Raw genomic sequence first — 12,481 nt, 5'->3', positions numbered from 1 at the left:
ACGAAAGATGATGCAAAGCAACACTTTCCAAACACCACCTGAATACTGGGTTTGTATCGCCTGAAACCTTGATGCAGTGCGCCATCTGCGCCAAGTTTCAACCGATTCCGATCGAAAATTGTGACGAACCCTGCTTTTCTTTTTCTTTCGATATTTGACATTTCGAAAGAAAGCGCAGAAGGTGCGGTCGCCCAACAGGAATTGCGAATGGACGCTTCTCTGCTCCCTGACTTGCCCGCCTGGCAGCGCCTCGGCGGCGCCCACACGGCGGAAGAAATCGCCCAGCAGCCCGGCCTGTGGGCCGCGCTGGCCGATCTGCTCGATCGCCGCCAGACCGACATCGATGCCTTCCTTGGCGAACGCCTGGGCCATGCCGATCAGCGGGTGATCTTCACCGGCGCCGGTAGCTCGGGTTTCATCGCCGAGATGGTGGCCGACCAGCTCAACGCGCAGTGGCCGGCGGAGATCCGCGCGATCCATACCACCAGCCTGCTCACCCATCCGGCGCTGTACCTGCGCCGCGACCGCCCGACACTGCTGGTGTCGTTCGGGCGCAGCGGTTCCAGCCCGGAAAGCGTAGCGGTGGTGGACCTGGTGCGCGGCCAGGTGGACGAGGCGCGCTTTCTGGACATCACCTGCAACGCCGATGGCGAACTGGCCCGGCGCGGCCAGGGCCGCAGCGACACCCTGTCGCTGCTGATGCCGCCGGCCAGTTGCGACCGTGCATTTGCCATGACCAGCAGCCTGACCTGCATGCTGCTGGCCGCCCTCAGTGCGTTCGATCGCGCGCCGTGGCCGCAGCGGCTGCAGCGCCTGCGGCAGCTGTCCGCGCACGGCGGACAGGCCCTGCACGCGTGGGACGCCGCTGTGGGAGCACTGGCACAGGCACCGTATACCCGTGTGATCTACCTCGGCAGCGGCCCGCTGGAAGCCACCGCGCGCGAAGCCGCGCTGAAGGTGCTCGAACTCACCGCCGGGCGCGTGCTGGCCCTGGCCAACACACCGCTGGGGTTCCGCCACGGTCCCAAGTCCACCCTCAACGCCGACACGCTGGTGGTGATGCTGCGCAGCGCACAGCCGTTGTCGCGCCGTTACGAGCAGGACCTGCTGAACGAGCTGCGCCGCGACGGCATTGCCGGCCGGGTGATCTCGATCGGACCGGACGGCGACGACCGCGCCGAGGGCGACTTCGTGCTCGACGTCGCCGACCTGCCCGATCCGTGGCTGGCGCCCCTGTGGCTGCTGGTGCCGCAGTGTTACGCGCTGCAACGTTCCGCCGCGCTCGGCCTGACCCCGGACAATCCGTTCCCGGACGGCACCGTGAACCGGGTCGTGCAGGGCGTGACCATCCACTCCCACGGCTGAGCACGCATGCACACCTGGTACGGCATCGACATCGGGGGCACCAAGATCGAACTGGTGGCGTGCGACGCCACGCTGGCCGTGCAGCACCGCCAGCGCGTGGCCACGCCGACCCAGGATTACCCTGCGTTCCTGCAGGCGGTGGACGACCTGGTCACGGCCGCCGATGCGGCGCTCGGCCGGCCCGGCGTGGCCGTCGGCATCGGCCTGCCCGGCGTGCGCGACCGCGACAGCGGCCGCCAGCTCAGTGCCAACGTGCCGGGCCTGACCGGACGCACCGTTGGCGTGGACCTGCAGGCGCGCCTGCAGCGGCCGCTGGTGCTCGGCAACGACCTGCAGTGCTTCGCGCTGTCCGAAGCACATGACGGCGCCGCCGCGGGCTACCGCAGCATGTTCGGGGTGATCCTCGGCACCGGCGCGGGCGGTGGCTACTGCCTGGACGGGCATCTGGTCGCCGGCAGCAACGGCATTGCCGGCGAGTGGGGCCACTGGAGCCTCCCGGCCACGCTGCAGCATCGCCATGACCTGCCACTGCTGGACTGCGGCTGCGGCCTGCGTGGCTGCCTGGAGCGGTACGTCTCCGGCAGCGGCCTGGCGATGATCCATGCGCGCTGTGGCGGGGACGACCTCGACGCCAGCGCGGTGGTCGCGTCTGCGCAGACCGGCGATGCCGTCGCGCAGAAGGCGCTGGCGATCCACCGCGACCTGCTTGGTTACAGCTTCGCCAGCCTGATCCTGGCACTGGATCCGCACGTGATCGTGCTGGGCGGCGGGCTGTCGAAGCTGGAGCAGCTCTATCGGGACCTGCCCGCCGCCATTGCCCCGTACCTGTTCGCCGGGGTGCGCGTGCCCCCGATCCTGCCGCCGGCCTTCGGCGATGCCGGCGGCGCGCGTGGCGCGGCCCTGCTCGCCCGCCAGCACCACCCTTCCCCCTGAATACCGCCTCCGGAGTTGCCATGTCCGCCGTCCAATCGCTGATCGCCGCCCACCGCCAGGGCCACCCCGTCGGGCTGTACAGCGTTTGCTGCAGCAACGAACAGGTGCTGCTGGCCGCGATGCAGGTCGCGCAGCGCCACGACACCCTGCTGCTGATCGAAGCGACCTCCAACCAGGTCGACCAGTTCGGTGGCTACACCGGGATGACCCCGCCGCAGTACCGCGATTACGTGCTTGCCCTGGCCGACCGCGCAGGCTTCCCCGCCGCGCGCCTGATCCTCGGCGGCGACCACCTCGGCCCGAATGCCTGGCAGAAGGGCCCGGCCGAGACCGCGATGGCCCATGCCCGCGCGCTGATTGCCGCGTACGTGGCGGCCGGCTTCCACAAGATCCATCTGGACTGCAGCATGTCCTGCGCCGATGACCCGGTGCCGCTGCCGGACGCGATCGTGGCGGCGCGCTCGGCCGAGCTGGCGCGCATCGCCGAGCGCACCGCAGCCGAGCACGGCCTGCCACCACCCGTCTACGTGATCGGCACCGAAGTGCCGGTCCCCGGCGGCGAAGCGTCGCTGGCCGGCGGCCTGCAGGTCACCACGCCGGCCGCGGCGGCCACCACGCTGGCGATCCACCGCGAGGCCTTCGCCGCGCCGGACCTGCTGCCGGCATGGGAGCGGGTGATCGCGATGGTGGTGCAGCCAGGCGTGGATTTCGACCACAGCAGCGTGCACTACTACGATCCGGCCGCCGCCGCGGACCTGTCGGCCTTCGTCGAGCAGCAGCCGCGCATCGTGTTTGAAGCCCACTCCACCGACTACCAGACCGAGGCGGGATTGCACGCGCTGGTGCGCGACCACTTCGCCATCCTCAAAGTCGGCCCGGCTGCCACCTATGCGTTCCGCGAGGCCGTGTTCGCACTGGCGATGATCGAGGACGCACTGCTGCCGCCCGCACAGCGTTCGAACCTGATCGAGGTGCTCGACCGCTGCATGGTCGACAAGCCCGCCAGCTGGCGCAGCTACTACCACGGCGACGAACACGAACTGCGTCTGCTGCGCGCGTATTCGCTGAGCGACCGCAGCCGCTACTACTGGGGAGAACCGGCGGTCCAGGCCGCGCTGGACACGCTGGTGACCAACCTGACCGCACACGTGCCGCCGCAGACCCTGCTCAGCCAGTTCCTGCCGGAACAGCAGAAGGCGATCGAAGCCGGCGCCCTGCGCGCCGAGCCGCTGGCGTTGATCCAGCACAAGGTTGCGTTGCGTCTGGCCGAGTACGCCCGGGCCTGCAATCGCAACAAGGCGCTTTCGGAACGGTAAGCTTCGGCTTTCCTTTCCGGACGGAACCGCCCCCATGCGAAACACACGCCAGCGCCGCCAACAGATCCTGCAGTTGCTGGTCGACCACGGCAACGTGCAGGTCAGCGAGCTGGTGGGCCGCTTTGGCGTGTCGGCGGTGACCATCCGTGCCGACCTGACCCACATCGAATCGCAGGGGTTGGCCACGCGCACGCATGGCGGTGCCACGCTGGTGCGCACGCCGCCGCAGGAGCAGGACATCCACGAGAAGGATGCGCTCAACCTGCCGCTGAAGGACAGCATCGGCGTATACGCCGCGCGGCTGGTCAAACCGGGCGACAACATCATCATCGACTCCGGCTCGACCACCATGACGCTGGCGCGCCACCTGCGCGGGCACCGCGACGTCACGGTGATGACCAACGGACTGAACATCGCCTGGGAGCTGGCCAATGCGCCGGGCGTGGAGCTGCTGCTGACCGGCGGACTGCTGCGCAAGCAGTCGCTGTCGCTGCAGGGCAGCCAGGCCGAGGCCAGTCTGAACACCTACAGTTTCGACACTCTGTTCCTCGGTGTGGATGGCCTGGACCTGCAGTTCGGCCTGACCACCCACCACGAGGCCGAAGCCAGCCTCAACCACCGCATGGTCGAGCGCGCGCGCCGCATCGTGGTGCTGACCGACGCCTCCAAGTTCGGCCGCGTCAGCCTGCACCGCATCGCGCGGCTGGACCAGGTCCACACCATCATCACCGACGCCAGCATCGACAGCGAGTACCTGGACGGGCTGCAGCGGCTGGGCGTCGAAGTGATCATTGCCGAGTCGCCCCCTTGACCGACCCCCGCACCCTGCACGGCCGCATGCTCACCGACACCGGTTGGGTGCGTGGCGACCTCCACATCGACCAGCGTGTACGCGCCATCGACACCGCGCACCGCGATCCGCGCGATGACGACGAGGTTCCGCTGATCCTGCCCGGCTTCATCGACCTGCACGTGCATGGCGGCGCCGGTGTGGACATCATGCAGGGCGGCGACAGCGCCTGCACCGTCGCGCGGGCGCATGCCCGCCACGGCACCACGGCGATGCTGGGCACCACCATGACCGCGCACGAGGACGACATCGTGCAGGCGCTGCAGGGCCTGGCCGGTGCGATCGGCACGCGGGCACCGGGCATGGCACGGGTCCTGGGCGTGCATCTGGAGGGCCCCTTCATCAGTGCCGAGCGGCTCGGCGCGCAACCGCCCCTGGTGGTCGAAGCCACGCTGCAGGACGTGCGCCGCCTGCATGCGATTGCCCCCATCCACGTGCTCACCCTCGCCCCGGAGATCGGCCAGCATCTCGCGCTGATTCCTGCGCTGAACGCGCTCGGCATCCGCGTGCAGCTCGGCCACAGTGCCGGCAGCTATGCCGATGGCGTGGCCGCACTGGAGGCGGGCGCGGCCGGCTTCACCCATCTGTTCAACGGCATGACCGGCGTGGACCACTATCAGCCCGGCATCGCCACCGCCGCCCTGGCGCATGCGCAGTACGCCGAGCTGATCCCCGACCTGCAGCACGTGCATCCCGGCGCGATCCGTACCGCGCTGCGCGCGATTCCGCGCCTGTATTGCGTGACCGACGCCACGGCGGCCACCGGCATGCCCGACGGCGAGTACGCGCTGGGCGTGCAGCGCGTGCACAAGTGCCTGGGCTGCGTGCGACTGTCGACCGGTTCGCTGGCCGGCAGTGCGCTGACGATGGACCAGGCGCTGCGCAATCTGGTGTCACTGGGGCTGGACCTTGCCGACGCCTCCAACCGGGTATCGCGCTACCCGGCCGACTATCTCGGCCTCACCGATCGTGGCCGCATCGCCGTCGGCGCCTGGGCCGACCTGGTGATCCTCGACCGCGACCTGCGCGTGCGCGCCGTGACGGTGGAAGGCCAAGACATCGCGCTCGACTGAGCGCCGACCCCGCGCCGTCGCGGCGCATGCAACGCAGGACAGGACCGGCCCGATGAACGACGTTTCCGCAGCCCAGCCCGTGTACGCCGACGCCCCGCGCTGGCCGATACGCTATCTGTTGTTCATCGGCGGCATGGGCGGCCTGCTCTACGGCATCGACATCGGCATCATCGCCGGCGCCCTGCCGTATCTGGAAGCCACCGCAACCGCGAGCTGGCACCTGACCACCCAGCAGCTGGGCTTCGTGGTGGCCGCCGTGCTGCTGGGCAGCGTGCTGTCCTCGCTGTTCGCCGGCATGGTCGCCGACCTGATCGGGCGGCGCGGGGCGATGTTCCTGGCCGGCCTGCTGTTCACCGCCAGCATTCCGGTGATGGCGCTGTCGGACGGGTATGCAGCGCTGCTGATGGGCCGCCTGCTGCAGGGCATCAGCGGCGGCCTGATCGGCGTGGTGGTGCCGCTGTACCTGGCCGAGGTGCTCAGCCCGGAGCGACGCGGGCGCGGCGCGGCGATGTTCCAGCTGCTGCTGACCGTCGGCCTGGTGCTGGCGGCGGTGATCGGCCTGTACCACGCGCATTCGGTGGACGCAGCGGCCGCGGCCGTGCGCCACCTGCCAGGCGAGGAACAGCAGCGGCTGCTGTTCGATGTCAAGGACCATGCCTGGCGCACCATTTTCTGGAGCTGCCTGCTGCCCGGGCTGGTGTTCACCGCCGGCGTGCTGCTGATCAGCGAATCGCCGCGCTGGCTGGTGCGCCGCGGGCGTGTCGACGCGGCGCGGCGCGCGCTGCAGCGTACCGTTGCCGCCGCCGAGGTCGAACCGACCCTGCAGCGCATGCAGGCCCCGGAGGCCGTGCGCAGCCGTGGCACCGGCGCGCGCGACCCGCTGCTGAGCCGCCGTTACGTGTGGCCGTTCGTGCTGGCCTGCCTGGTGCTGGCCTTCACCCAGGCCACCGGCATCAACTCGGTGCTGGCCTACGCGGTGAACATCCTCAACCAGGCCGGCCTGCCCGGCGCGGTGGCCAACTGGGCCGACGTGGCGATCAAACTGCTCAACGCGGTGATGACCGTGGTCGCCCTCGTGCTGGTGGACCGCAAGGGCCGCAAGTTCCTGCTGATGCTGGGCAGCGGCGGCATCACCGTGGCGCTGCTGGCCGCCGCACTGCTGTTCGTGCAGAGCGAACGCGGCCGCCTGGATGTGCAGCCGCTGCTGCAGCAGCAGGTGGCAGGCAGTACCTTGTCGCTGCCGCTGGATGCCGCACAGTGGCAGCGCCTGGAGGGCGGCGCTGCTGCTGGCCCGCAGCAGCTCACCGTGTCCTACGCCTACGGCGGCTTCAGCAACGTGCGCGCGCTGCGCAGCGACAACCCGATCGATGCGACGCTGGAGATCCGTCGCAACGACGCGGTGTCGGACGACAGTGTGATCGGCGCGTTCTTCCGCCGGCTGCACCTCAATCCGTTCCCGGACCCCGCCCAGGCCGCGCAGGCACCGCTGGTGATCGAACGCGCCATGATCGGCCCGGTGCCCTCGCCCACCCACGGCTGGCTGGTCGCCAGCTGCATCCTGCTGTTCGTGGCGTTCTTCGCGGTGGGCCCCGGCGTGTGTGTGTGGCTGGCTCTGTCCGAGCTGATGCCGACCCGCATCCGCTCCAACGGCATGAGCATCGCGCTGTTGATCAACCAGTTCGTGTCCACGGTGATCGCGGCCATCTTCCTGCCCACCGTCGGCCACCACGGCTATGCCAGCATGTTCTTCTTCTGGGCCGGCTGCACCCTGCTGTACTTCCTGATCGCCGCCTTCTGGCTACCGGAAACCAAGGGCAAGTCGCTGGAACAGATCGAGGCCAACTTCCGCTGATCGCAGCACGTCGCCACACCCGGTCAGGGTGTGGCCGGCGTGCCGGTCATGCGTTCCACCAGGCGTGCGGCATCGTCCGGCGCCAGGCCGGTGGTCTGCATGTACTTGCCGAACGGCGCGCTCACATGCGCCACGCTGACGATGTCACCGTCCACGCTCACCGCCATCACGCGTCCGACCAGGCGCTCGGACGCGCGCTGGATGCGCGGTTCGGCCGCGTCGGTGAAAGTGTAGTAAAGCGTGGCCAGGCCATTGGGTCCGACCTCCTGGCGCACACTGGCAATGGCCGACGCGGTGATGACCGGCGGTCCAACCAGATGGATGGGGGTGCCATCCAGCGTCCGCGCGGGCACGCTGCCCGCCTGCGCCACGGTATCGGCCTCGCGCATTTCAATGCGCACCCCGCTGCGTGGCGGGGCGCCCGGCCGGGTGAACGTCCCGTCGGACGACGGCGCTTGGCTGCACCCCGACATCACCAGCGCGCCCAACAACAGCCCCCAACGCCATCCCTTGCGCATCGCCATTCCCTCGAGGTTGTTGGCGCATTGTGACCCGGATGCAGGCTCAGCGCAGCCGTCGCAAGCGGAAGGCCACCACGATCTGCAGCACGCCGTAGATCAGGCTGCCGATGCCGATCCACAGCGTGGTGACAGCCACGCCCGCGATGGGATTGGCCACCATGAGCGCGCCCAGCACGATGGCCAGCAGCCCGCTGAGGATCAGCAGCCACTCGCCCCGGATGTGCCTGCGCACGCGGATGGCGAACACGATGCGGTACAGCCCGGCCACGATCAGCCAGACCGCCAGCAGCAGGATCAGCACACTGGCGGTGGCCAGCGGATTGAGCACCGCCAGCACGCCGAAGCCGAGCGATACCACCGCATAGAGCAGCAGCCAGCCACGCGGCACGCCGCTGTTGCCGAACACCGCGAACAGGCTGATCAGGCCCTCCACCAGCGCCATCACGCCTATCGCCCATGCCAGCGCGGTCGCGGCCGACAGGGGCTGCAGGATCGCGATCAGTCCGAACACCACGGCCACCACGCCGTACAGCAGCACGATCCACCAGCTGCGGCCCACCAGCGACAGCACCGGCGAAAGAGGGGTAGTCATCGGCAGCGCACTCCGTGTGAAGGGTGAATGGGCATCTTAGCGCCGGGTCATGAAAGCCCTGCTCACGGCACGCGTGCGCATACCCAGACCCGCAGCTGCGTGCCGCCGGCGCCCTGCAGCGCGCTGGCGGCCGCATCCAGCGTGGCGCCGGTGGTCATTACGTCGTCAACGAGGGTCAACCGTGCCGGCGCGGGCCCGGTCACGCCGAAGGCGTTCCGCAGATTGCGGCGGCGGGCATCGGCCTCCAGGTCCGATTGCGGGGCGGTCAGGCGGGTGCGCTGCACGCCCTGCCACAGCGGCAGATCCAACGCGCGCGCCAGCGGTCGCGCCAGTTCCAGCGCCTGGTCGTAGCCGCGTGCGCGCAACCGCTGCCGATGCAGCGGCACCGGCGCCAGCGGGCCGTCCACGAACGCCGGTACGCGCTGCAGCATCAGCTGCGACAGCAGCCTGCCGGCCGCCAGGTCATGGTGGAACTTGAAACGGCGCAGCAGTCCATCCACCGGGGCGGCGTACAAAAACGTAGCGGCAGCGCCATGCTGGCGCGGGGGCGTGCGCAGGCAGGCGCCGCAGCGCGCGGTGCATTCGCCGTCCGGCAAGGGCAGCGCGCACAGCGGGCAGGCAGCATCGTTCCAGGGCAGGCCGGCATGGCAGGCCGCGCAAAGATCCAGCCCATCCGCACCGGGCGCCTCGCACAGCAGGCAGCGCAGGGGCAGGAGCTGATGGCCCAGCCACGCCCATGCTCCGTAAACTTTTCTAATGTCCATGTAGTTGACAGTTGCCGGTCCGCTCACCAGACTGCCGCCCTTTCGTTCCACTATCTGTCAGGACTTGCCCATGCCTTCCGTCATCCGCCACGACTGGCACCGCGACGAACTGCTGGCCCTGTTCGCCCTGCCGCTGCCCGCGTTGCTGCACCAGGCCGCCAGCGTGCACCGCGCGCACTTTGATCCGGCTGAAGTCCAGGTCTCCACGCTGCTCTCGGTCAAGACCGGCGGCTGCCCGGAAGACTGCGCCTACTGCCCGCAGGCGCAGCGTTACAGCACGGGGGTGGATGCGCAGAAGCTGATGGCCACCGAGGACGTGGTTGCCAGGGCCCGGCAGGCCAAAGCCGCCGGCGCCTCGCGCTTCTGCATGGGCGCCGCGTGGCGCTCGCCCAAGGCGCGCGACATTCCCAAGGTGGCGGCGATGATCCGCGAGGTGAAGGCGCTGGGCCTGGAGACCTGCGCCACCCTGGGCATGCTCAGCGGCGACCAGGCGGCCGCCCTGCGCGACGCCGGGCTGGACTATTACAACCACAATCTGGACACCGCGCCGGACTTCTATGATTCGATCATCCACACGCGCCAGTACCAGGACCGCCTGGACACGCTGGAGCACGTGCGCGAGGCCGGGCTGAAGACCTGCTGCGGCGGCATTGTCGGCATGGGCGAATCCCGCGAGCACCGCGCCGGCCTGCTGCTGGCGCTGGCCAACCTGCCGGCGCACCCGGACTCGGTGCCGATCAACCGGCTGGTGCAGGTGGCCGGCACGCCGCTGCATGGCACCGCCGAACTGGACCCGTTCGAGTTCGTGCGGATGATTGCCGTGGCCCGCATCGCCATGCCGCGCGCGATGGTGCGGCTGTCGGCCGGGCGCGAGGCGATGAGCGATGAGCTGCAGGCGCTGTGTTTCCTGGCCGGAGCCAACTCGATCTTCTACGGCGAGAAACTGCTGACCACCGGCAATCCCGATACTGAGCGCGACCTGGCCCTGTTCGAGCGGCTGGGCCTGCGCCCGATGCCGGTCCGGGTGGACGCCGCCGACCACGATCGCCCGGGCACGGTCCACGCCGGGATCACCACGTCCGGCGGCTGCGGGCGGGCCGCCTGAGCCGGCCGATCGGCCGCCCGGCCGGGCCAGGCAGCGCCAGGCCCGGCAACCGGGTACGCTACGGATCTTCCCAGCCGCCCATGCCCACCACGCTCATGGCCCGTCCCGACCTGCACGACCGCATCCAGGCCCAGCGCAAGCTCCGCGACGCCCAGGGACGCATCCGCGTGCGTCGCACGGTGACCCGGCGCGACGGCGTGCGGCTGGAGATCGATGGCCAGTGGCTCACCGGCTTCTGCAGCAACGACTACCTGGGCCTGTCCCAGCAGTTCGGCGTGGTCAGCGCGCTGCAGGACGCCGCTGCGCGCGAGGGTGCCGGCGCCACCGCCTCGCACCTGGTCTGTGGCCACCACGCACTGCATGACGCGCTCGAACGCGAGATGGCCGAGTGGCTGGGCTACCCGCGCGCGCTGCTGTTTGGCAGCGGTTTCGCCGCCAACCTGGCCGTGCAGCAGGCGCTGCTCAGCGAAGAAGACGATGTCTGCGTGCAGGACCGGTTGAACCATGCCAGCCTGCTCGATGCGACGCGCCTGGCCGGCTGCCGCCTGCGCCGCTACCCGCACCTGGATGCCGAAGGCGCGATGCGCCAGCTCAAACATGCGCCGGAAGGCGCGGCGATGCTGGCCACCGATGGCGTGTTCAGCATGGATGGCGACCTTGCCCCGCTGCGCTCCCTCTCGCTGGTGGCACGGATGCAGGGCGCAATGCTGTACGTGGACGATGCGCACGGCGTGGGCGTGATCGGTCAACACGGCCGCGGCTGCGTGGCCGAGGCCGGGTTGGGCGTGGACGATGTGCCGCTGCAGCTGGCCACGTTCGGCAAGGCGCTGGGCGGCAGCGGTGCGGTGGTGCTCGGCGACGAGGCGATGATCCAGCACCTGGCCGAAACCGCGCGTCCTTACATCTACACCACGGCCGTCCCGCCGGCGCAGGCGGCCGCCACGCTGGCCGCGGTGAAGCTGGCCCGTCGTGACGACTGGCGCCGCGAGAAGCTGGCCGAACTGGTGGGCGTGTTCCGCGCCGGCGCGCGCCAGCACGGGCTGGACCTGATGGCCTCCGATACGCCGATCCAGCCGTTGCTGTGCGGTGCCGAGGCCACCGTGATGGCGATGTCGGCCGCCTTGGAGACCTCCGGTTTTCTGGTCACCGCGATCCGCCCGCCGACGGTGCCCGAAGGCAAGGCGCGGCTGCGCGTGACGTTGTCGGCACTGCACACCCCGGCCCAGGTGCGCGCGCTGATCGACGCCATCGCCCATGCACGCGACAGCGTTCTGCACCAGCAGGCCCTGTCGGCATGAGGCAGAGGCGGTAAGCATGCAGATCGAGGTGGTGGGACAGGGACCGGCACTGGTGCTGATCCACGGCTGGGCCCTTCATGGTGGCGTGTTCGCGCCGCTGGTCGAGCGGCTCGCCGACCGCTTCCAGCTGCATCTGGTCGACCTTCCCGGCCACGGCGCCAGCCGCGACGACGCCACGCCCCTGCGGCTGCCCTACGTGGTCAACGCGATCGCTGCCGCCACGCCGCCGGCAGTGTGGTGCGGATGGTCGCTCGGCGGTCTGTTCGCGCTGCATGCGGCGGCCACGCTGCCGCAGGTGCGCGCGCTGGTGATGATCGCCGCGACGCCGTGCTTCGTGCGCGCGGTGGACTGGCCCGACGCCGTCGAGGCGAGCGTGTTCGAACAGTTCGGCCAGGACCTGGCCCGCGACTATCGTGGCACCCTGGAACGCTTCCTGGCCCTGGATGCAATGGGCTCCGAGCATGCCCGGCAGGAACTGCGCACGCTGCGCGAGATGCTGGTGGCACGTGGCGAACCCGCGCCGCACGCGCTGAACGACGGCCTGCGGCTGCTGGAAGCCAGTGACCTGCGCGGCGCCCTGCCGACCCTGCGCCCGCCCAGCCTGTGGCTGGCCGGGCAACGCGACCGGCTGGTGGCGGCGCGCACGATGCAGGCAGCGGCCGCGCTGACGCCGGCGGCAGAGATGCACACCATCGCCCACGGCGGCCATGCCCCGTTCCTGGGCCATGCCGACGAGGTTGCCCGCCACCTGCAACACTTTGTTTCCGGCCTGGGCTGAGCCATCACCGCCACGCATCGCCGAAAATGCCTTT

General features: G+C 69.9%; 12 protein-coding genes. 9 read left to right on the top strand and 3 right to left on the bottom strand.

Annotated elements, in window-relative coordinates; genetic code table 11:
- Positions 1–207: 207 nt before the first annotated feature.
- Genes ACPEH8_RS10520 through ACPEH8_RS10495 form a run of 6 tightly spaced genes read left to right on the top strand, consistent with a single transcriptional unit; the run spans position 208 to position 7,389 of the window.
- A complete protein-coding gene (locus tag ACPEH8_RS10520) occupies positions 208–1,365 on the top strand; it encodes an SIS domain-containing protein (protein WP_136005981.1) in 1,158 nt (385 codons plus the stop codon).
- Between the two features lie 6 nt (positions 1,366–1,371).
- Positions 1,372–2,298: an ROK family protein gene (locus tag ACPEH8_RS10515; RefSeq protein WP_262072137.1), complete on the top strand. Its 927-nt coding sequence runs from the start codon at positions 1,372–1,374 to the stop codon at positions 2,296–2,298.
- Between the two features lie 20 nt (positions 2,299–2,318).
- Positions 2,319–3,614, top strand: coding sequence for a D-tagatose-bisphosphate aldolase, class II, non-catalytic subunit (locus ACPEH8_RS10510; RefSeq protein ID WP_423666703.1), 1,296 nt, complete (start codon positions 2,319–2,321; stop codon positions 3,612–3,614).
- A 34-nt stretch (positions 3,615–3,648) separates the two neighbouring features.
- Complete coding sequence (locus ACPEH8_RS10505; protein WP_423666701.1) at positions 3,649–4,425, top strand: DeoR family transcriptional regulator; 777 nt, start codon at positions 3,649–3,651, stop codon at positions 4,423–4,425.
- Positions 4,422–5,537, top strand: coding sequence for an N-acetylglucosamine-6-phosphate deacetylase (locus ACPEH8_RS10500; RefSeq protein WP_017355735.1), 1,116 nt, complete (start codon positions 4,422–4,424; stop codon positions 5,535–5,537). The genes ACPEH8_RS10505 and ACPEH8_RS10500 overlap by 4 nt, the downstream gene beginning before the upstream one ends.
- A 52-nt stretch (positions 5,538–5,589) precedes the next feature.
- Positions 5,590–7,389, top strand: a complete 1,800-nt coding sequence (locus ACPEH8_RS10495) for an MFS transporter (RefSeq protein ID WP_017355736.1) — start codon at positions 5,590–5,592, stop codon at positions 7,387–7,389.
- A 23-nt stretch (positions 7,390–7,412) separates the two neighbouring features.
- Here ACPEH8_RS10495 and ACPEH8_RS10490 read toward each other — a convergent pair whose 3' ends face one another.
- From ACPEH8_RS10490 to ACPEH8_RS10480, 3 genes are all read right to left on the bottom strand, one after another.
- Entirely contained in the window at positions 7,413–7,907 is a 495-nt protein-coding gene (locus tag ACPEH8_RS10490; RefSeq protein ID WP_136005996.1) for a SecDF P1 head subdomain-containing protein, read from the bottom strand.
- A 46-nt stretch (positions 7,908–7,953) separates the two neighbouring features.
- Positions 7,954–8,502, bottom strand: coding sequence for an HdeD family acid-resistance protein (locus ACPEH8_RS10485; RefSeq protein WP_017355738.1), 549 nt, complete (start codon positions 8,500–8,502; stop codon positions 7,954–7,956).
- A gap of 62 nt (positions 8,503–8,564) precedes the next feature.
- Positions 8,565–9,266 (bottom strand): ComF family protein, encoded by a 702-nt coding sequence (locus ACPEH8_RS10480; RefSeq protein ID WP_136005999.1) that lies wholly within the window; start codon positions 9,264–9,266, stop codon positions 8,565–8,567.
- A 70-nt stretch (positions 9,267–9,336) separates the two neighbouring features.
- Here ACPEH8_RS10480 and bioB point away from each other — a divergent pair, with 70 nt between their 5' ends.
- From bioB to bioH, 3 genes are all read left to right on the top strand, one after another.
- Positions 9,337–10,371: a biotin synthase BioB gene (gene bioB, locus ACPEH8_RS10475; RefSeq protein WP_166473550.1), complete on the top strand. Its 1,035-nt coding sequence runs from the start codon at positions 9,337–9,339 to the stop codon at positions 10,369–10,371.
- Positions 10,372–10,466: 95 nt separating this feature from the next.
- A complete protein-coding gene (gene bioF, locus ACPEH8_RS10470) occupies positions 10,467–11,669 on the top strand; it encodes an 8-amino-7-oxononanoate synthase (protein ID WP_017355741.1) in 1,203 nt (400 codons plus the stop codon).
- Positions 11,670–11,685: 16 nt separating this feature from the next.
- Entirely contained in the window at positions 11,686–12,447 is a 762-nt protein-coding gene (gene bioH, locus ACPEH8_RS10465; protein WP_423666699.1) for a pimeloyl-ACP methyl ester esterase BioH, read from the top strand.
- The last annotated feature ends 34 nt before the right edge of the window (positions 12,448–12,481 follow it).

Source organism: Stenotrophomonas sp. NPDC077461, assembly GCF_049545475.1.
Lineage (GTDB): Bacteria > Pseudomonadota > Gammaproteobacteria > Xanthomonadales > Xanthomonadaceae > Stenotrophomonas > Stenotrophomonas nematodicola.
This window is presented reverse-complemented; position numbering and strand designations above follow the sequence as displayed.